We start from the raw sequence: 21,703 nt of genomic DNA, 5'->3' as shown, positions 1-21,703 counted from the left end.
CCAACCATGGCCCACCGATCGGGTTCGCCTGCGGCGTGACATCGCTTGCTTTCAGGCTCATAACCCCAGCGAATTTTCACAGAGATAGCCGATGCCGACCATCCATGATCTCGATACGCCGTCGATCCTCATCGACGTCGCACGCGCCGAGGCCAACATCGCCAGAGCGCAGGCCCATGCCGACAAGAACGGACTGAAGCTCAGGCCGCACATCAAGACGCACAAGCTGCCTTATTGGGCGAAGAAGCAGATGGCGGCTGGCGCCGTCGGCATTACTTGCCAGAAGATCGGCGAGGCCGAGGTGATGGCCGATGCCGGGCTGACGGATATCTTTCTCCCCTACAATATCCTTGGGCGCGCCAAGCTCGAACGGCTGAAGGCGCTGCATGGTCGCGTGAAGCTGTCGGTGACGGCTGACAGCGCGCAGACGCTGGAAGGGCTCGCCGCCACCTTCATCGATGCCGGGCACCCGCTATCGGTATTGGTCGAATGCGACACCGGCATGGGACGCTGCGGCGTGCAGACGGCCAATGAAGCGGTTGCGCTGGCGAGGGTGATCAATAACGCAGGCGGCCTTGCCTTCGGCGGGCTGATGACCTATCCGGCGGCCGGCCGGGCCGTGGAGGCCGAAGCCTGGCTTGCCGACGCCAAACAGGCGCTGGCCGCTTCAGGGCTCGCCTGTGAGCGCATCTCCAGCGGCGGCACGCCTGACATGTGGCGTTCCGCCGATGCCTCCGTCGTTACCGAATACCGGCCCGGCACCTATATCTATCTCGACCGTTACCAGGTCGCCAAAGGCGTCGGCACAATAAACGATTGCGCGCTGACGGTGCTCGCAACCGTGGTCAGCCATCCAACAGCGACGCGCGCCATTCTCGATAGCGGCAGCAAGGCCCTGTCCAGCGATACGCTGGGGCTCAAGGATTTCGGAGAGTTGATGGGCGTGCCGGGAGCGCTGGTGACGAGCTTGAGCGAGGAGCACGGTACGGTCACGCTGTCGGGCGATGGCAAGCTGCGCATTGGCGAGCGCGTGCGCGTGGTGCCGGACCATTGCTGCGTCGTCACCAACCTGTTCAACGAGGTCAATCTGATCGACGGTGAGAAGGTGCTGGAAACGCTGCCCGTGGCGGCACGCGGACTTATGGGGTGAATTTCTAGGCCGGACGCTCCGCCTGCCGCGCCGCCACCCGCCGCATGGCAATGACGCGGCGGCGCCGGATTTCGGTGCGCATGGCCATCAGATGCAGCGTGAAGAAGAGCGCGGTGAAGCCGACGGCCATCACCAGCAGCGGCCAGAGCAGGCTGGGATCGATGGTCGGGCCGCCGAGCCTGAACACGGAAGCCGGCTGGTGCAGCGTGTTCCACCAGTCGACCGAGAATTTGATGATCGGGATGTTGATAAAGCCGACCAGCGTGATGATGGCGGCGGCCCAGGCGGCACGGCTGGCATCATCCAGCGCACGGGTCAGTGCGATGATGCCGAGATACATCAGGAACAGCACGAACACCGAGGTCAGCCTTGCATCCCAGACCCACCAGGTGCCCCACATCGGCTTGCCCCAGATTGAACCCGTGATCAGCGCCAGCGCGGTGAAGACGGCACCGATGGGGGCCGCTGATTTGAGCGCGACATCGGCTAGCGGATGGCGCCAGACCAGCGTGCCGAGGGCAGACAGCGCCATCAGCGTGTAGCACATCATGGCGAGCCAGGCGAAAGGCACATGGATGTACATGATGCGAACGGTGATGCCTTGCTGGAAATCCTCGGGCGCGGTGAAGCTCATATAGAGGCCGACGGCGAGGACGAGCGCGGCGAGCGCCGCCAACCACGGTACAAGCTTGTCGGCCATCCCGACGAACCGCGTCGGATTGGCAAGATCGGCCCAGCCGCCCAGGCGTGAGGTGGTGTCACTCATGCGACTTTACATAGACCGCCGATGCGTTTGGGGCAATCGAGCGGTGGTGTCGCAGGCGTAGAAGCGTCTTCCTTCCCTCTTGTGGGGGAAGGAAGAACCGGCTCAGGCGGCCTCACCCTGTACGGAGCGGCTCAGGCGGCGGACTTCCTCGTCATTGAGCAGGCCGCCGGCGCGCAGCAGGCTGGCGAAGCGGCCGTTGCGCAGCGACAGTTCGGCGAAGCCACCCATCTCGACCACCCTGCCCTTGTCCATGAACACGACCAGATCGGCGTCGCGGACGGTGGTCAGGCGGTGGGCGATGATGAAGGTGGTGCGGTCGCGGCGCAATTCGTCGATCGCTTCCTTGACGCGATCCTCGGTCTCGACGTCGAGTGCGCTGGTCGCCTCGTCGAGCACCAGGATCGGAGCATCCTTCAGCACGGCACGGGCGATGGCGATGCGCTGGCGCTCGCCGCCAGACAGCTGGCCCCCACGTTCGCCGACCACCGTGTCGTAGCCGTTGCTCTTGGCCAGGATGAAATCCTGCGCCGCGGCCGCGGAGGCGGCGGCATGGATTTCTTCGTTGGTCGCGTCGGCACGGCCGACCCGGATATTGTCCTCGATCGAGCGGTTGAGAAGCCCGGCATCCTGGAACACGGTGGCGATCGAATGGCGCAGCGACTTGCGGGTCACCGTGCGGGTATCGATGCCGTCGATCAGGATACGGCCGCTGGACGGCGAGAAGACGCGCTGCAGCAAATTGATGAGCGTGGTCTTGCCCGCACCCGTCGGCCCGACAATGGCGACGGTCTGGCCTGCCTGGACCTCGAAGGACACATCGCTGACGCCCTGGCCCGAATTGGCGAACTCGAAGCTGACATCCTCGAAACGGACATGGCCGGTGACGTTGGCAAGGTCGCGCAGGCCATCCGGCTCGGCGGTATCGGCGGCCGAGTCCTCGAGCTTATAGAAATCCTCAAGCTTGGCGCGGGCTTCCGAAATCTGAGTGGTGAAGGCCGACATCTGGTCGAGACGGGCGATCAGCATTCCGGCAAAGCCGGTGAAGGCCACGACGTCGCCGACGCGGAGCTGGCCACGGGTGACGAGATACGCGCCGATCGACAGCACGATCATCATCGAAATGGTCGAGGACAGGCGGTTCAGCGCATTGGCAATCGCCCACCAGTCGAGCACAGGATTCTGCGCGTCGAGCAGGCCCTTGACGTAACGCTTCAACGCCGCGGTCTCATGGCCGATGCGGTTGTAGCTCTGCAGCACGGCGACATTGCTGACGCTGTCGGTCACATGGGCAAACACGGTATGATAGTGACGCTCGACGGCGGTCTGCCCTGCCTTGGTGCGGCGCATGACGATACGGCCGATGCCCACGTAAAGGACGCCAAGGCCAAGCAGCACAATGGACATGCGGACGTCCATCGCAAGCGCGGTCGGCACCAGCAGCACCAGCGCGATGGCCGTCGAAAGATGCACGCGCATGAATTCGAGCCACAAGCTAAAAAGGGTTTCAACGGCGCGCAGCAGCGTGTGCAGCGAATTGGAAGTGCCGCGCTGGTGATGCCAGGCGAGCGGCATGGTGATTACGCGCTCGAAGGACTGGCACAACACTTCCGAACGACGGGCATGGGCGAAGCGATCGGCGCCACGCGCCACCAGCACGAAGGCCATGACATTGAAGAGACCGAGAGCTGCCCAAACCGCGAGCGTCGAAAACACCGGACCTTTTTCGGAAATAGCGCCGATCACCCGGCCTAAAAGGATCGGCTCAAGGATCGCGATGGCTGCAAGCGCGACGTTGGCCGCACAAATCAGCGCGACGCGCTTCTTGTCGGCAGCCAGATATCCCAGCGCTCTCCAATAGATCTGCAGAAGTGACACTTTAGCTACTCCGCCAACTTTCTATTGTGCCCAATACCAATATTGTGCACTGCACCATTTCGTAACACCTAACGGTTGATGCGTCGCAAAACAATGCCCGTCTATCGCTTCCGTTCCCGTTTAGCGAACAAAAGATGACGACGATACGAAATCTGACGTGATCACCTAACGGTTTGAGATAAAAGGTGAAATGTCAGCCTTGCGGCAAAATCGTGGCAGCAGCGGAGCACTGCCACATTTTTAATCACCGCGAGCTTGCACGTCGGTTTCGCGCGTCTTTGGCGGACGCTCCACAGATCGCGCGCAAGTAAACAGGACGCGGCGGCGCGCGTCACGGAGGACGCGCGCGCTTTTGACCTAACCTGCTGATTTTACGCTGGTATCTTGACCACGACCTCGGTCTGGCCGCCGGCTTTGGGTTCAAAGGACGCCGCTTTTGTCTTCGATCCGTTGACTTCGAGCGAGATGGTCTTGGCCTTTTTGTCGCGAACGACCTGGACCTTGATGTCGGCGCCCAGCATCTTGAGCGAAGCCTGGTAGCCATCCCAGTGGCTGGGCAGCTTCGGCCGGAATGTGATCTGCTTGCCGCGCCGTTCGATGCCCAGGATGCCTTCGACCGCCGCCCGGTAGAGCCAGCCCGCCGAGCCGGTGTACCAGGTCCAGCCGCCGCGCCCACCCTTGTCGTCCCCGGCATAGATATCGGCCGCCACTACATAGGGTTCGACGCGGTAGTGCTCGGTCGACGCCTCGTCGAACGCGTGGTTGACTGGGTTCAGCATCGAGAAGCAGCGATAGGCTTCATCGGTCTGCCCCATCTCGGCGAGCGCAATGACGAACCAGGTGGCGGCATGGGTGTACTGGCCGCCATTCTCGCGCACGCCAGGCGGATAGCTCTTGATGTAGCCGGGGTCCTTCTGCGTCTTCGAGAAGGGTGGAGTGAACAGTTTGACGATCTTGAGATGATCGTCGACGAGCAGCTTCGTCGCCTGCTGCATCGCGGTGGTCGACCGCGCCGGGTCGCCCTCGCCCGAAAGCACGCTCCAGGACTGGGCGATGGAGTCGATCTTGCACTCTTGCGATGTACGCGACCCCAAAGGCGTGCCGTCATCGAAACTGCCGCGCCGGTACCATTCGCCATCCCATGCCGTGCTTTCGAGCGCTCGCTTCAGCGCGTCGGCATGTTTTGTCCAGGCCTGTGCGCGCTTGGTGTCGCCCTCGGTCCTGGCGACCGCGGCGAAGTCGCCCAGCGTCTTCAGGAGGAACCAGCCCAGCCACACGCTCTCGCCCTTGCCGTGCTCGCCGACACGGTTCATGCCGTCGTTCCAGTCGCCGCCGAGAATCAACGGCAGGCCGGCAGGACTGCTGCGCTTGATGGCGAGGTCGAGCGCACGCGCGCAGTGGTCGTACAGCGACACCGTCTTCTTCGAGATTTCCGGGGTGAAAAAGGCGTCGTGCTCGCCTTCGCCCAGCACCTGTCCGTCGAGGAAAGGCAGTTGTTCCTTCAGGATGGTGGCGTCGCCGGTCACCAAGAGATAGCGGGCCGTGGCGTGGGCGAGCCACACCACGTCGTCGGAGATCAGGGTACGCACGCCGGCGCCGGTGCGCGGCAACCACCAATGCTGCACGTCGCCTTCCGGGAACTGCCGCCGCGCGGCGTTGAGGATCTGGTCGCGCGCCAGCGTGGGATCATGCGCCAGCAAGGCGAGTGTGTCCTGCAACTGGTCGCGGAAGCCGAAGGCGCCGCTTGCCTGATAGAAAGCCGAGCGGGCGCGGATGCGGCAGGCAAGGCTCTGATAAGGCAGCCAGTGATTGACCATGGCATCGAGCGTCTTGTCGGGCGTCTCGACCTGGATGGTGTCGAGGAAGGCGCGCCATTCGCGCTCATTGTCGGCCAGGCGCTGGTCGAAATCCTTGCCCCGGTGCTTCTGCACCAGCGCGCTCGCCTGCGCCGAAGACTCGGCATCGCCAAGCAGCCAGATGAGCGTGACGTCGCCGCCAGCCTGAATCTCGATATCGCGGGCGATCGCCGCGCAAGGATCATCACCGGCCTCGACGCGGCCTGAGAGAGCCGCGCCGCTCAGCACCGCCTGCGGCAACTCGCTGGACCCGTGCCGGCCGAGGAACTCGGCCCGGTCTGATGTCACCGAGTGGACGCCGGTGTCAGCGGCGAGGAAGGCCACCCGCTCGCTGAAATCGAGCCCGTAGGGATTTTGCGCCAGCAGCGCGCCGGTGGCACCGTCGCGGGACGGCACTATAGTTGCCGCGGTGCGCGACCGATGCCCGCCAAGCACCCATTCGGCATAGGCGTAAACGCGCAGCCGAGCCGGTACCGGGCCGGAATTCTGGATGCGCAGCCGCGTGATCTTCACCGGATCGATGGGATCGACGACATGGGTCAGGTCCATCGACAACGATCCGCGCTTCGAGCGGAAGGTCGAGAAGCCCTGGCCATGCCAGGCTTCGTAGATCATCGAGGGATCGCGCACCACCGCGGCGATTGGCGAGAACGCCTTGCCGCTGGCCTGATCATAGATATAGACGCCCTCGCCCGGCCGGTTGGACACCGGGTCGTTCGACCATGGAGTCAACTGGTAGTCGCGGCTGTTGCGGCTCCAGGTGAAGGCAGCACCTTCGGCCGAGGTGTGGAAGCCGAACGAGGCGTTGGAGACGACGTTGATCCAGGGTTGCGGCGTGGTACGCCCGCCAGTCAGGCGCACCACATAGTGCCGCCCGTCGCCGTCGAAGCCGCCAAAACCGTTCCACTGGCTAAGGCCGGAGCCATCGGCACTGACATCGGCCCCCGCCTGCGAGGCAAATGCATGCATCTGCGGTGCGGGCGCCGGAATTTCGCGCGGGCCTGGCAACCCTGCCGGCTGCAGGCCATCGCGTGCCTGCAGTGCGGCCGCCTCGGCCCGTTCGATCTGGTCGAAAATGGTGCCATTGCGCGTATGCAGCACAACCCGGGCGACGGCGAGCAGCGTCTTATAGGTGGTTTCCTCCATCAGGTCGCGGCGCACCGCGAAAATGTGCTGGCGGGGTCCGAGTTCCTTGCCACGCAAGCGGCTGTTTTCGCAAAGCGTTTCGACCGCGCGCTGCAGATCCTGGACATAGGAGGAAGCCTGCTCGTTGACGACGACGAAGTCGATCATCATGCCGCGGGTGCGCATATATTCCTGGAAGCGCAACGCCTGGGCAACGATCTCCAGATCGGCAACGTCGCCGATCCTGACCAGGAAGATCGGGTAATCGCCCGAAATGCTTGTCGGCCACAGGCTCGACTGCTTGCCCAATCCGGAAGCAACGGACTCGGCCGGCAGCCGCAGGAACGGGTCGGGATAGATCAGATAGCGCGCCAGTTTCTGCACATTGGCCGCATCGGTCAGGCTGAGGCCCATATGGCGGGTCTGCACCTGGCTGCGCGTCCAGGCAAGCATGGCCTGGCGAGCAAAGCTCTCCTGATGGTCGAGCCGGCTTATGGCCTCTTCCAGTTCGGCGCGGTTGGCCCCGACGACTGTCCAGAAGGTCAGCGATACCTTCTTGTTGGCGGGCACGCGCACCTGACGGCGCAGCGAGGCGATGGGATCGAGCGTGAAGCCGGAATGGCCACCCAGCCTGGCGCCTGGATCGAAAGCGGCGGCATCGACGATGGTGCGGCCACGGCCGATGAAGGCGCGCCTGTCGGTCTCGGCTTCGGCATCACGCGCCGGTCCCGACGGATCGGTGACGAAATGCACCAGGGTGACATCGGGCTCGCTGGTTTCGCGCTTGCGACGCGTGGCGAAGATCGCGCCATTGTTGGCGGCGATCTCGGTTTCCACGAACATCTTCGAGAAAGCCGGATGCGCGTTGTCGGAAGCCTCCGAACCCAGCACCAGCTCGGCAAAGGACGTCACTTCGATGTGACGGTCGGATGTGCTCTCATTGTAGAGCGTGATCCGGCGGCCCTCGCCATTGCCCTCGGAAACGACGATGCATTCCACCTCGGAGCGCAGCGTGCCGGCGGTTTTGACAAAGCTCGCCTTGTCGTCGGAAAACAAGGTTTGCGTCTTTTCCTCGGCGGCGCGTCTGGGCTCCGATGTCGCCGACCACCAGTCGCCGGTGGCGGCGTCGCGCAGGAAGATGTAGGAGCCAAGCCGGTCCTCGACGGGGTCGGGCTGCCAGCGGGTGACGGAAAGGTCGCCCCAGCGGCTGTAGCCGGAGCCGGTCGCGGTCACCATCACCGAATAGCGGCCGTTCGACATCACATTGGTCGAACGCAGCGCCCGCACGGGATCGAGCACGATGCGGGTATCGGGGCTCTCGGTTTCGGTCTCGTCCTTGGAGCGCTCGTCGGCCTCGGTGCGGACGGTGGCGGTCGGAATATCGCGCGGCGCCCTCTCCTGCAGCAGCAGTTCGGCCGATTCAATGACCGGATCGCTGTGGAAGCGATCGCGCAGGCGACCTTCGAAGATGGCGTCGGCGACGGCGGCGATCGACATGCCCGAATGGTGGGCATAGTAGTTCAGCACGACCGCTTGGTTGGTGCCTTCCGGCACGCGCTGCGGCGTGAAGTCAACCGCATCATAATAGCCATGACGGCCAAGCGCGCCGATCTCGCGCAGCCGGGCCAGATTCTGCACCGCTTCGCGCGGGTTGAACTGCGCCGCCATGATAGTCGCGTAAGGCGCGATTACCGTGTTCTGGCCAAGGCCGCGCTTGAGCCCAAGGCCCGGCACGCCGAAATTGGTGTACTGATAGGTCAGTTCGCGGTCGCGGGCGTTGTAGGCCGCTTCCGAGATGCCCCACGGCACGTTCTTCTGGCGACCGTACTGCATCTGGCGCTTGATGATCAGCTTGCTGGTCTGGTTGAGGATGGAGCCTTGCGGCTCCTTCATCACCAGCGGCGGCATCAGGTACTCGAACATCGAGCCGGACCACGACATCAGCGCGCCCTGGAAGCCGATCTCGACGATGGGGCGGCCGAGCCTGAACCAGTGTTCGGTTGGCAGATCGCCCTTGGCGATGGCAAACAGGCTGGTCAGCCGCGCCTCGGAAGCCAGAAGATCGTAGCAGCTTTCGTCGAGCTGATGTTCCTCGACCCGGTAGCCGATCGACAAAAGCTTGCGCTCCGGCCGCATCAGGAAGGCGAATTCCATCTCGAAGGCGAAACGACGGGTGCGCTCGCGCAAGGTGAGCAGCTTGGCACGCAGAGCCTCGACAGCGTTTTCGTCGCTGTGGGCGTCGTGGACGTGCGCCTCGCAGGTGGCTTCGAGCCTTGCCGCCCAGTCGACGATGACGTCACTCTGCGGTGATGCGGCCTCGGTGTGAATGGCGGTGGCGAGCTTGCGGATTTCGCCGGCCAGCACCGCCAGGTTGATGGTGCGGATCGACGCCATTTCCGGCTGGGCCTTGATCGTGTCGACGGCGCGCCGCATGCCGTCGAGGCGATCGACAAGCCGTTGGCGCAACGGGCGCAACTGACGGCGGTCGTCGGGCAGTTCATCGAGGCTTTCGCTCAGGATGGTCACCGTGTCGAGAATGCCTTCGAAATCGCCCTGCAGATGGACGGAAGGCGCTTCCGCCCATTCGGCGCAGGCCGCCGCCACCGCCACCAGGTGACCGGCGAGATTGCCGCTGTCGACAGCCGAGATATAGAGCGGATAAAGCGGCTTGAGCGTCGTGGTGTCGTACCAGTTGAAGAGATGGCCGCGGCTGCGCGGCATGCTCTCGATGGTCGTCATAGTTGCATCGATGCGGGTGATGGCATCGGAAAGGCTGATCCAGCCGAAATCGCGCGCCGAAACGACCGAGAGCAGGTAGACGCCGATATTGGTCGGCGAGGTGCGCGGCGCCACGACGGGCGCCGGGCTCTCCTGGAAATTATCCGGCGGCAGATTGTGATGTTCTGCCGTGACGAAGGTTTCGAAATAGTGCCAGGTGCGCCGCGCCACGGTGCGCAGCGTGTGGATGTCGGCTTGCGATATGCGCAGCCGGTCCTCGGTTTCGGCGGAGCGGCTGATCCAGCTGGCGATCGCCGGCGAACCGATCCAGAACAAGGCAAAGAAGAAGGCGACGAAGGCACCGGTGGAATCGGCCAGCACCGGAATGGCGAGGCCGACAAAGCCGATGATCACGGCGCCATACATCATGCCGTAATAGGAGCCGACATCGTTGTCGCCCGCCTTGTGCGCCTGCGAGGCGGTGCGCCACTCCAGGAGGTTCTGCCGGCTGACGAACAGCCGGTACAGCGTGCGCACAATGGCATCGCCCATCATCCAGGCGTTATGTGCCATCAGCACGATCTTCAGTGCCACCATGGCGGTGCCGAAGGCGACGTCGCGCGCCAGCGCCGAGAAATGGCCGCGCGGCGTCTGGTCGCCGCTCTTGGGCAGGATGGCGTTGACCACGTCGAAGGTCGGCGCCATGAACAGGCTGAGGATCAGCAAGGCCTGCCACTGCGCGGCCTGCGTGAACGGCAGCAAGGTCCAGCCGGCGATCGCCGCCATCACCCAAAAGATCGGCGTCAGTGAGCGGCGCAGATTGTCGACCATCTTCCAGCGCGACAAGGCCGGAACGCCGGAACGAGGATTAAAGATGTAGCCCAAAAGCTGCCAGTCGCCGCGCGCCCAGCGATGGTGGCGCGAGGCATCGACCGAGTAGCGGGTCGGGTAATCCTCGACCAATTCGACGTCGGTGACCAGTGCGGCGCGCGCCAGGGCGCCTTCGAGCAGATCGTGGCTGAGGATGGTGTTTTCCTCGATGCGGCCCTGCAAGGCGGCCTCGAAGGCATCGACATGATAGAGGCCCTTGCCAGTGAAGGATCCGTCGCTGAAGACGTCCTGATAGAGGTCCGAAACAGCGAAGACATAGGGATCAAGGCCGCGATTGGCCGAGAAGACGCGCTGGAAGAACGAGGCTTCGTCGCCGCTGGTGAGTGAAGCGGTGATGCGCGGCTGCAGGATGGTGTAACCGGCGGTCACGACGCGCCTCGTGGCGTCGAAATGCGGACGGTTGAGCGGATGGCAAAGCTTGCCGACCAGGCTCGATACCGCATCGCGGGTGGTGCGGGTATCGGCGTCGAGCGTCATCACATGGACGACCTTTTCCGGCAGCGGGACTTCGAGCGGCAGGAAGGTGGTATCGCTGTCGCCGCGCAGCAAGAGGTCGAGTTCGTGCAGCTTGCCGCGCTTGCGTTCCCAGCCCATCCAGCACCCTTGACCGGCATTGTAGAGCCGGCGGCGGTGCAGGATATAGAAGCGCGGCGCGCCGTCGGAGGGATAGCGCGCGTTGAGACGGGCGATTTCGGCGCGGGCGAAGTCGAGGATCTCGGTATCCGCCGCATCGATCTCGATCTTGCTGTCGGGCCAATCCGAAAGCAGCGCGAAATGGATCTCGTCCGCCAGATTGGCAAGGTAATGCACTTCGATGTTGCGGATGTTTTCCTCGACATCGTCACGCGAGCCGATCAGCGACGGCACGACCACCAGGGTGCGCGCCTCGGGCGGCACACCGTGCCTGTAGTCGTAACCGATAAGGCGTGTCGGCTTAAGGAACAGCGAGACCACGGTGTTGAAGAAAGCGAGCGCGCCTTCGCTGGCCGGCACGGCAAACAGAGCCAGCATCAGCACGATCGATGGCACCGACAGGCCGAGATTGGAAAGGGCGTTGCCGGATAGGACAAGCAGCAGGACGGTCAGCGCGAAGACCGGCAGGACGATGCCCAGCCAGCCGGTCTTGGCGAAGGTCCGCTTGACCGTCTGGCTGATCGTGGGCCGGTAACCGATCGCCTTTTCCAGTTCCAGCCGGCGCGGGCCAACGACGTAAAAACCGACATCGGTATGAGCGGATGCAACCTGGGCGTCCACTCCCCCTCCGCTCTCCGGGACGGTTTCACCGACGGCGTGGCCGGCCAGTTCAATGGCTTTTTCGGCGACACGGTACTCCGAAAGGTTCGAGCGGCGAGCCAGTTCCTCGATCGCGGTGCGGTATTGATCGCGCGAGAAGAAGTCGAGCGCGGCAAAATCGGTGCGCTCGCGCAGCACGGTATCGATGCGGCTGACGCCTTCGAACCACACCGTCCAGTCGACGTCGTTGATGAGGCGCAGGCCGCGGACGATGTTGCCGGTGGTCACATTGCCGCTGGACAGCGTCTGGTGCTCGGAAATGATGATTTCCTCGGCATCCGAGCCGGTCTTCTCGAGTTCGCCTTCCAGCCACTCCAGCGCCTTGCCGGCGTTCTGCGATCCGTCACGCAGGCGATAGAGAAGCTGAGTAGCAAAGGTGGTGTCCTGCGCATGCGCGCTGAAATTGGCAAGGATCGCCTGCCGATCCGGATTGTCGTCGGTCGCCAGCACCTTGTCGGCCACGTCATTGGCGATCTGGCGCATCTGGCGGGTGCGGTTGACCCTGACCGCCAGGCGACGGAGGTTCTCGATCAGCACGAAACGCAGAAGGGACGGCAGTGCCCAGAGTTCACCAATCTTCAACGGTTCGACCGACTGAAAACCCTGGACGATAGACTTGAACATGGTCGCCGAGACGGAACTGTCGGAATGCGCGACATAAGTCCAGGCCAGCGCCAATGCGCGCGGCACGGTGCCGCCATCGGGCAGTTTCAGGGTCGGCAATTGCCGGTAAAAGCGGCGCGGCAGGTCGCGTTTGACCTGGAAAATGGTTTCCTCGATCAGATAGTTGTTGTCGAGCAGCCACTGCGCGGCCGGCGTGATGGTTTCGCCCCTCGCCTGCGCGGCATTGGTAGACCGGTAGACTTCGAGGATCTTCTTGGCGCTGTCACGGATACGGGCTTGAAAGTCGAACGGTTTCAGACCGAACAGATCCGTCAGATCGCCCTTGGCCAGGCTTTCGCCGAGCAGCCGGAGCCGTTCCTCCGGCAGGAATGTGGATCTTATCGGCTCTTCCGTGATGACTGGGAAGCTCGCGCTTGTCTTCTCGATCTGGGCTAGGTTCGTCTGAATATTCATTGAAAATTCCGTAAGCGGGCACTCAGCGGCGTCACCGCCACGGCAATGGCCCTAAAACCGGTTCGAATGCAATCGGTTGCATCAACCCCTAAGCCGAAAGTTTATTTCCGCACCACGACGGAGCGTCATCTTTCGACCAATCCAAAGACGAGCGCCTCTCGCTCCCGTCGGGATCGATCGACGGAGAGGATTCGGGCTTTTTCGTGATGCCAGTGCCAGCTTACGCTATATTTCGCCAGCGTCGCGATCATGTTTGGAAACAGGCGGTAACCGTTGGGGCGAAGCGCGTCAGGCGGCAGCGATTATCCGGATCACGAAAAGGGTCACATCCGGTGCGGGCTGAACCCGCAAGACAGAGGCGTCCGGCCCGAGCAGCAGGGTGTCGAGCGGTCCGACACGAATAGGCGCGGCGCCGGGGAAAATGGCATGGCCTCTGTGACAAAGGATAAGGGTGGAACCGGCCTCGGCTGGGATTTCCGCAGCCGTCGAAATCGCCAGACGCTCGACCGAATGCAATATGCGGCTGCGGCGGGTCATGACGTTGAAATCGGTGATCGGGCCGGCGATCAGCGCGGCACTCGTCGGCTGGTCGGCTGGAAAGGAAAATGGCTGGGAAGCCGCTGTCACCCGCTGCGGCGGACGGCCCGCGACGTCAAGCACGATCCCCTCACCTTCCAGCACCGACAGCGTGCGGTCGATGCCGGCAAAATTGGAGAACGGCCCGCTGCGTTCGACCCGGGCCATCGAGACGCGCCAGTCGAAATCGTCGAGCCCGGCACCATCGGGCGAGACGGCGATCTCGGTCGTGGTACCGCCGCCGTTCTTCCACGGCATGACGCGGTAATCGGTGGCACGAAGGACACGCATCACGTCAGCCGCTATCCGAGAATGCCTGGCAGATTGAGCTGGTGCTCCTTGGCGCATTCGATCGCGATGTCATAGCCGGCGTCGGCATGGCGCATGACGCCGGTCGCCGGATCGTTCCATAGAACGCGCTCCAGCCGCCTTGCCGCGTCCGGCGTGCCGTCGGCAACGATGACCATGCCGGCATGCTGGGAGAAGCCCATGCCGACGCCGCCGCCATGGTGCAGCGATACCCAGGTCGCGCCCGAAGCCGTGTTGAGCAGCGCATTGAGCAGCGGCCAGTCGGAGACGGCGTCGGAACCATCCTTCATCGCTTCCGTCTCGCGGTTCGGCGAAGCGACCGAACCCGAATCGAGGTGATCGCGACCGATGACGACCGGCGCCTTGAGTTCGCCCTTGGCCACCATTTCGTTGAAGGCGAGGCCCAATCGGTGGCGATCGCCAAGACCGACCCAGCAGATGCGCGCCGGCAACCCCTGGAAGGAAATCCGCTCGCGGGCCATGTCCAGCCAATTGTGCAGATGGGTGTTGCCGGGGGTGAGTTCACGCACCTTGGCGTCGGTCTTGTAGATATCCTCCGGATCGCCGGAGAGTGCTGCCCAGCGGAACGGGCCGATGCCGCGGCAGAAGAGCGGACGGATGTAGGCCGGCACGAAACCGGGGAACGCAAAGGCGTTTTCAAACCCTTCGTCCTTGGCGACCTGGCGGATGTTGTTGCCATAGTCGAGTGTCGGCACGCCGGCGTTCCAGAACGCGACCATCGCCTCGACATGCTCGCGCATGGAGGCGCGCGCCGCCTTCTCGACCGCCCGGGGGTCGCTGACGCGCTTTTCGCGCCACTCGGCCATCGTCCAGCCCTTCGGCAGATAACCATTGATGGGGTCGTGCGCCGAGGTCTGGTCGGTGACCATATCGGGGCGGATACCACGACGGAACATTTCCGGCACGATCTCGGCGGCGTTGCCGAGCAGGCCGACGGACTTCGCCTCGCCGGCCTTGGTCCAGCGCTCGATCATTTCCATGGCCTCGTCGAGCGTCTCGGCCTTCTCGTCGACATAGCGGGTGCGCAAGCGGAAGTCGATCGAATCCGGATTGCATTCGATCGCCAGGCAGCAGGCGCCAGCCATGACGGCGGCCAATGGCTGGGCGCCGCCCATGCCGCCCAGGCCGCCGGTCAGGATCCATTTTCCCTTGAGATTGCCGCCATAATGCTGGCGGCCGGCTTCGACGAAGGTCTCGTAGGTGCCCTGCACGATGCCTTGCGTGCCGATGTAGATCCAGGAGCCGGCCGTCATCTGGCCGTACATCATCAGGCCCTTCTTATCGAGCTCGTTGAATTTCTCCCAGGTCGCCCAGTGCGGCACCAGGTTGGAGTTGGCGATCAGCACACGCGGCGCATCGGGGTGGGTACGGAACACGCCGGCCGGCTTGCCGGACTGCACCAGCAGCGTCTCGTCCTCGCCAAGCGTCTTCAGCGACGCAACGATCTGATCGAAATCGTTCCAGGTACGCGCCGCCCGGCCGATGCCGCCATAGACGACCAGTTCATTGGGGTTCTCGGCGACATCAGGATCAAGATTGTTCATCAGCATGCGCAGCGGCGCTTCAGTCGTCCAATACCGGGCATTGAGCTTGTCGCCGCGGGGGCTGCGCACTTCGCGGATGTTGTGACGGGGGTCGGTCATCATTGTCCCTTTCGGATGAGGCGGCGCGTCAGCGCCCGGCCCAGTCAATGGCGGTTTGGAGAATCTGCGTCAGCGTGGCGCGGATGGGCGCGGCGAACGCGGCATCGTAGGGCGCGGGCCAATTGTCCGGTGTGCCCTTCCCGTCCGGCTCGCGCATGTAGCCGCGGTTGGAGAGCTCCATCTGCAGCGCATGCACGCCCTGATGCGGCTGGCCGAAATGGCGCGTGATCCAGCCGCCCTTGAAGCGTCCGTTGACGACAAAGGTCTCACCGGTTTCTGCCACGATCTGGTTGACCATCGCCTGCAACGCCGGATCAGCGCTCCTGCCGTCGTTCGTGCCGAGGTTGAATACCGGCAGCGTGCCCTCGAACAAGCGTGGCAGGACCGATCGGATCGAATGGCAGTCATAGAGGACAATCTTGCCATGCAAGGTGCGCAACCTGTCGATCTCGGCCTGCAAGGCCGCGTGATAGGGTGCAAAGAACTTCTCGCGACGCTCGTCGATCTCCGACGGTCCCGGCTCTTCGCCCTCGCGATAGAGCGGATCGCCGTCGAAGGTTTCGGTTGGGCATAGGCCAGTGGTTGCCTGGCCGGGATAGAGCGAGGCGCCGGATGGATCGCGGTTGACGTCGATGACGGTGCGCGAGATCGCGGTGTGCACGACGGTTGCGCCGAGACCGCCGGCGAAATCATAGAGATTGTCGATCCACCAGTCGCAATCGCGCCGACCAAGCCATGGCGAGATAAGCCGGTTTTCGAGGCCGGCGAGGTCGACACCGGTGTGCGGGATCGACACCAGAAGCGGTGCCGTGCCTCGTTTTATTGTCAGCCAAGAAGGTGTCATCGCGCAATCCCCGGCAGCGCCACGGCGCTCGCGGCCTTCGCGACCGCACCGCTGCGTACCATGGCGATCGCCTTTTCCATGTCGGGGTGGAAGTGCCGGTCATTGTCGAGATGCGGCACCTCGGCGCGAACCAGCTTGCGCACGGCTTCAAGCGCCGCACTCGAGGCGAGTGGTGCATGGAAATCGCAGCCTTGCGCGGCGGCCAGCAATTCAATGCCGATAACAGCCGTCGCATTCTCGATCATGCCGATCAGCCGGCGCGCGCCATGCGCAGCCATCGAGACATGGTCTTCCTGGTTGGCCGAGGTCGGGATGGAATCGACGCTGGCCGGATAGGCTTTCTGCTTGTTTTCCGAGACAAGTGCGGCCGCCGTCACCTGCGGGATCATGAAGCCGGAGTTCAGGCCGGGCTTGGGCGTCAGGAAGGCGGGCATGCCTGACAGCGCGGGATCGACCAGCATGGCGATGCGGCGTTCCGACAGCGAGCCGATCTCACAGACGGCAAGCGCGATCATGTCGGCGGCGAAGGCGACCGGCTCGGCGTGGAAATTGCCGCCGGAGAGCGCCGTGTCGTCCTCGGCGAAGACCAGCGGATTGTCGGTAACGCCATTGGCCTCGGTTTCGAGCGTATCGGCGGCCTTGCGCAGGACATCGAGCGCGGCGCCCATGACTTGCGGCTGGCAACGCAGGCAATAGGGATCCTGCACACGCTCGTCGCCGAGCCGGTGCGACTCGCGGATGGCGCTGCCGGCCATCAGATTGCGCAACGCATCCGCGGTCTCGATCTGGCCGCGATGCTTTCTCAACATATGGATGCGCGGGTCGAAGGGGGCATCGGAACCCTTTGCCGCGTCGGTCGAGAGCGCGCCGGCGACAAGCGCCGACTGGTAGAGCACTTCGGCCTCGAACAGGGCGGCCAGCGCATAGGCCGTCGAAAACTGCGTGCCGTTGAGCAGTGCCAGACCTTCCTTGGCGCCCAATGTGACGGGCTCCAGCCCATGCGAGACGAACGCGACCTTGGCCGGGAAGCGGCCATGCGGGGTAAAGCATTCGCCGACACCGATCATCACCGCCGTCATGTGCGACAATGGGGCAAGGTCGCCGGAGGCGCCGACCGAGCCTTGCGCCGGCACCACCGGGATGACGTCATTGGCCAGCATCGCTTCGAGCAACTCGATGGTTTGCGGGCGCACACCGGAGGCACCCTGCGCCAGGCTCGCAAGTTTCAGCGCCATCATCAGCCGGGCAATGGCAACAGGCATCGGCTCGCCCACGCCCGCGGCATGCGAAAGCACGATGTTCCGCTGCAGGGTCTCGAGATCCTCGGCGGGAATGCGCACGCTGGCCAGCTTGCCGAAACCGGTATTGATCCCATAGACCGCCTCACCCTTGGCGACGATGCGCGCGACAGCTTCGGCGCTTGCCTTGATTTTCGGGCGGCAGGCACCGTCCAGTTTCGGCACGGCGCCACGGTAGATGGCGCGCCAGTCGGCCAGCGTCGCATTGCCGGGCTTCAGCGTCAGTTCTGTCATTGTCCTCTCCAGATGCGGGCATGCAGCGGGTTGAAGCCCATGCGGTAGACGAGTTCGGCAGGACGCTCGATGTCCCAGATCGCCAGGTCGGCTGATTTGCCTGATACGAGCGTGCCGGTCTCTTCCAGCAGGCCCAGCGCACGCGCGGCTTCGCGGGTGACGCCGGCAAGGCATTCGTCGACCGTCATGCCGAACAGGGTCGCCGCCATGTTCATGGTCAGAAGCAGCGAGGTCAGCGGCGAAGTGCCGGGATTGTTGTCGGTGGCCACCGCCATTTTGACGCCAAGCTGGCGGAACAGGGCGATCGGCGGCTTCTTGGTCTCGCGGATGAAGTAGTAGGCGCCGGGCAGGATCGTCGCCACTGTCCCCGCCTTGGCCATCGCCATGGCGCCCGCCTCATCGGTGTATTCGAGATGATCGGCCGACAATGCGTGATAGCGGGCGGCGAGTTCAGCGCCATGCAGGTTGGACAGCTGGTCGGCGTGGAGTTTTACGGGCAAGCCGAGCGCCTTGGCCTTGTCGAACACGCGAGACATCTGCTCGGGCGAAAAGGCGATGCCTTCACAGAACCCGTCGACGGCATCGGCCAAGCCTTCCGCGGCGACGCCGGGAAGGATCGTTTTGGCGACGAGATCGATGAAAGCGTCCTTGTCGCCCTTGGCTTCGGGCGGCAGCGCGTGGGCTGCGAGACATGTGGTGCGAACCGTCACCGGGCGTTCATTGCCCAGTTGCCGCGCGGCGCGCAGCGATTTCTTCTCGTTGTCGAGATCGAGACCATAGCCCGACTTTATTTCAACGGTGGTGACGCCTTCGGCGATCAGCGCATTGAGGCGCGGCAGCGTCTGGGCAACCAGGTCGCCCTCGCTGGCGGCACGCAAGGATCTGACCGAGGAAACGATGCCGCCGCCGGCCCTGGCGACCTCTTCATACGTGGCCCCGGCCAGCCGCATCTCGAACTCGTTGGCGCGGTTCCCGGCGTGGACGAGATGGGTGTGGCAGTCGATCAGGCCGGGCGTGATCCAGCGGCCCTCGCAATCGATGATCTCGCCCTGGGCAAACGCCGACGGCATCTCGGATTGCGAACCCGCATAGACAATGCGGCCATCGCGCGCGGCGAGCGCGCCTTGCTCGACGATACCCAGTCCGGCAGAATTTTCAGCCATGGTCGCCAGACGCGCGTTGCGCCACAGGCGAAGCCCCCCTGCCGGGTTTTTGCTCTCTACGGCCATCATCTTTTCCGTTTCAATCGGTGGCAATTATGTATATACATATTGAAACGCACTGCAAGTGCCATCATCGCACACGAGACCGGGAAGCGGAGAGAAAAGTGACCGATATCTTTGCGGAACAGGCGCTTCTTCCCAACGGCTGGCACGACAATGTGCGGATCACTTTCGCCAATGGGCGCATTGCGGCCGTAGAGCCTGGGAGCACCGCGTCGGCTGGTGACGAACGCCATGCCATTCTCCTGCCCGGCATGGCCAATCTGCACAGCCACGCCTTCCAGCGCGGCATGGCCGGGCTTGCCGAGTTGCGCGGGCCCTCCGCCGACAGTTTCTGGAGCTGGCGCGAGGTGATGTACCGCTTCGCGCTGTCGATGACTCCCGACCAGGTCGAGGCGGTGGCGGCGCAGCTCTATGTCGAAATGCTGGAGGCCGGTTTTTCCCGCGTCGGCGAATTTCATTATCTGCACCATGACCGTGATGGACAACCCTATGCCAACCCAGCCGAGATGGCCGAGCGCATCGCTGCCGCGGCCGGCCAAACGGGGATCGGCCTGACGCTGCTGCCGGTGTTTTACGCACATTCCTCCTTCGGTGGTGCCGCGCCAAACGAGGGCCAGCGCCGATTCATCAACGATGTGAATCGGTTCGCCCGGCTTGTTGAGAAAAGCCGGGAATCTGTTCGCTCTTTGAATCAAGCGATTGTCGGCGTTGCCCCGCACAGTTTGCGGGCCGCGACGCCTGAGGAACTCACGGCGGTTGCGGCCATGGCGCCAAACGGGCCGATCCACATCCATATCGCCGAGCAGGTGAAAGAAGTCGAAGACTGCCTTGCCTGGTCGGGCGCGCGTCCGGTCGAATTTCTGCTTGGGGCTGCCGCTGTCGACCAGCGCTGGTGCCTGATCCATGCCACCCATATGACCGATGCCGAAACCATCGGCATGGCCAGGAGCGGCGCCATCGCCGGTCTTTGCCCGATCACGGAGGCCAATCTCGGCGACGGCACCTTTGCCGCACCATTGTTCCGGGAGCATGGCGGCCGCTTCGGTATCGGCTCCGATTCCAACGTGCTGATCGGCCTTCCCGACGAATTGCGCCAGCTCGAATATTCGCAGCGCCTCGCGCACCGCGCCCGCAATGTGCTGGCCGTGGCTGGCGGCTCGACCGGCCGCGCGCTGTACGACGCAGCGCTTGACGGCGGCAGCGTCGCGCTTGGCGCCGGCGCATCGCAAATCGCGCCTGGTGCATCTGCCGATCTCATCTCGCTCGACGCCGGCAACCCCTCGCTGGCCGGCAAAACCGGCGATGCAATCCTCGACGCCTGGATTTTCGCCAATGGCAGCAAGGTCGATTGTGTCTGGGTGCATGGCAAGAAACAGGTCAGTGATGGCAGACATGCCAAGCGCGAGGCCATCGCCGAACGGTTTCGCAGCGTGATGATAGCGCTTTCCGAGGGTTCACCCAGATGAGCATGGCTGAACCGACCGAGATAGACGACAGCGAGACCGTCTCGCTGCATCAGCGCATCCTTTCCGATATCCGGGAAAGAATTCTTTCCGGCACCTGGGTGCCCGGCCACCGTATCCCGTTCGAACATGAGCTGACCGCCGAATACAAATGCTCACGCATGACGGTGAACAAGGCTCTGTCCCAGTTGGCCAAGGCAGGTTTGATCGAACGCCGCCGCCGGTCGGGCAGCTTTGTCCGCCAGCCGCAATCGCAGGCAGCCGTGCTGGAACTTCACGACATCAGGATCGAAGTTGAGGCGCTCGGCCTGCCCTATCGCTACAAGCGGCTGGAACGCCTGAAGCGGCGCAGCAATGGGGAGGACAGGACGTTGCTCGAACTGTCCGCCGCAGGTCCAGTGCTATGGCTCGAAGGTCTTCATTTTGCCGGCGAACGGCCATTCGCGCTCGAGCAACGTCTGATCAATCTTTCGGCGGTTTCGGAAGCCGGGGACGAAGAGTTTCTGGAAATCGCTGCCGGGCCTTGGCTGATCGACCGCGTGCCGTGGAGCGAGGCCGAGCATCGGATACGCGCCATGAGCGCTGACGAAGCCATCGCCGATGCGCTCGACATCGATCCCGGGGCACCTTGCCTAGTGGTCGAACGCCGCACCTGGAGTGCCGAGCATCCGGTCACCCACGTGCGCTTCATCTATCCGGCGGAAAGCCATACGCTGGTGGCAAGGTTCACGCCGTCGCAGGGGTGAGTGATCTCCCCCTCGTCGTGGGGGAGATCGGCAGTTCTGACGTCGCGCCTTTACAGCGCCGCGGTGATAATAATCTCGACCAGATATTCCGGGCCGGCGAGCTTTGCTTCGCCGGTGGCGCGGGCGGGCGTGTGGCCCTGCGGCACCCACTTGTCCCATTCGGTATTCATCTCGGCGAAGGTGCCCATGTCGGCCAGCCAGATGATCGCCTGGACGATCTTGGTCTTGTCGGTGCCGGCCTTGGCCAGCAATTCATCGATGGTCGCCAGAATATCGCGGGTCTGCGCGGCGACGTTGCCGCCGGGTTCGCCGACCTGGCCGGCCAGGTAGACGGTGTTGCCGTGGATGACGATCTGGCTCATGCGCGGGCCAACATCGATGCGACGAATGCTCATTGCGAGTTCCTTCCGTTGTGGTCGCGCCTCTTTAGAGTCGCCGTCCGCTTCGGGCAAGGCCGGCTGAACCGAAACCGCTGAGCCAATTGCTCCATCCAGGGCCAGGCGCCTACACGGCGAGTTGACCACCGCGACGCAATTCCGCCGGATTGGCTTGTTGACTAATGTAATAACATCACATATCCAAACGGCCGCAC

At 63.7% G+C, this 21,703-nt stretch carries 12 protein-coding genes; 3 read left to right on the top strand and 9 right to left on the bottom strand.

What is annotated here, in order from left to right:
• The first annotated feature begins 91 nt into the window (after window positions 1–91).
• On the top strand, window positions 92–1,150 hold the full coding sequence (locus tag O7A60_RS18690) for a D-TA family PLP-dependent enzyme (RefSeq protein WP_337107500.1): 1,059 nt from the start codon (window positions 92–94) through the stop codon (window positions 1,148–1,150).
• A gap of 4 nt (window positions 1,151–1,154) precedes the next feature.
• On the opposite strand, the gene O7A60_RS18685 is transcribed toward O7A60_RS18690, so the two are convergent.
• The 8 genes from O7A60_RS18685 to hutI all read right to left on the bottom strand — a co-directional run bounded on the left by O7A60_RS18685 (window position 1,155) and on the right by hutI (window position 18,905).
• Window positions 1,155–1,916, bottom strand: coding sequence for a heme ABC transporter permease (locus O7A60_RS18685; protein WP_027143103.1), 762 nt, complete (start codon window positions 1,914–1,916; stop codon window positions 1,155–1,157).
• Window positions 1,917–2,018: 102 nt separating this feature from the next.
• Window positions 2,019–3,791 carry a glucan ABC transporter ATP-binding protein/ permease gene (locus tag O7A60_RS18680; RefSeq protein WP_337107499.1) on the bottom strand — a complete coding sequence of 591 codons (1,773 nt, stop codon included), beginning with the start codon at window positions 3,789–3,791 and terminating at the stop codon, window positions 2,019–2,021.
• 371 nt (window positions 3,792–4,162) lie between these two features.
• Entirely contained in the window at window positions 4,163–12,751 is an 8,589-nt protein-coding gene (locus O7A60_RS18675) for a glycoside hydrolase family 94 protein (protein ID WP_337107498.1), read from the bottom strand.
• Between the two features lie 288 nt (window positions 12,752–13,039).
• Window positions 13,040–13,618 carry a HutD/Ves family protein gene (locus O7A60_RS18670; RefSeq protein ID WP_337107562.1) on the bottom strand — a complete coding sequence of 193 codons (579 nt, stop codon included), beginning with the start codon at window positions 13,616–13,618 and terminating at the stop codon, window positions 13,040–13,042.
• Between the two features lie 11 nt (window positions 13,619–13,629).
• Complete coding sequence (gene hutU / locus O7A60_RS18665; protein WP_337107497.1) at window positions 13,630–15,303, bottom strand: urocanate hydratase; 1,674 nt, start codon at window positions 15,301–15,303, stop codon at window positions 13,630–13,632.
• Between the two features lie 25 nt (window positions 15,304–15,328).
• On the bottom strand, window positions 15,329–16,144 hold the full coding sequence (hutG, locus tag O7A60_RS18660) for an N-formylglutamate deformylase (RefSeq protein ID WP_337107496.1): 816 nt from the start codon (window positions 16,142–16,144) through the stop codon (window positions 15,329–15,331).
• A complete protein-coding gene (gene hutH, locus O7A60_RS18655) occupies window positions 16,141–17,676 on the bottom strand; it encodes a histidine ammonia-lyase (RefSeq protein ID WP_337107495.1) in 1,536 nt (511 codons plus the stop codon). The genes hutG and hutH overlap by 4 nt, the downstream gene beginning before the upstream one ends.
• Window positions 17,673–18,905, bottom strand: coding sequence for an imidazolonepropionase (hutI, locus tag O7A60_RS18650; RefSeq protein WP_337107494.1), 1,233 nt, complete (start codon window positions 18,903–18,905; stop codon window positions 17,673–17,675). The genes hutH and hutI overlap by 4 nt, the downstream gene beginning before the upstream one ends.
• Window positions 18,906–19,003: 98 nt before the next feature.
• Here hutI and O7A60_RS18645 point away from each other — a divergent pair, with 98 nt between their 5' ends.
• Both O7A60_RS18645 and hutC read left to right on the top strand, forming a co-directional pair.
• The gene (locus tag O7A60_RS18645) at window positions 19,004–20,368 is read left to right on the top strand and encodes a formimidoylglutamate deiminase (RefSeq protein WP_337107493.1); all 1,365 of its coding nucleotides are present in this window, start codon (window positions 19,004–19,006) and stop codon (window positions 20,366–20,368) included.
• Between the two features lie 2 nt (window positions 20,369–20,370).
• Window positions 20,371–21,111, top strand: a complete 741-nt coding sequence (gene hutC, locus O7A60_RS18640; protein ID WP_337107561.1) for a histidine utilization repressor — start codon at window positions 20,371–20,373, stop codon at window positions 21,109–21,111.
• 50 nt (window positions 21,112–21,161) lie between these two features.
• Here hutC and O7A60_RS18635 read toward each other — a convergent pair whose 3' ends face one another.
• The gene (locus O7A60_RS18635) at window positions 21,162–21,506 is read right to left on the bottom strand and encodes a RidA family protein (protein WP_027143113.1); all 345 of its coding nucleotides are present in this window, start codon (window positions 21,504–21,506) and stop codon (window positions 21,162–21,164) included.
• Window positions 21,507–21,703 lie beyond the last annotated feature (197 nt).

This window comes from Mesorhizobium salmacidum (SeqCode), assembly GCF_037179605.1.
In the GTDB taxonomy this organism is placed as follows: Bacteria; Pseudomonadota; Alphaproteobacteria; order Rhizobiales; family Rhizobiaceae; genus Mesorhizobium; species Mesorhizobium salmacidum.
This window is presented reverse-complemented; position numbering and strand designations above follow the sequence as displayed.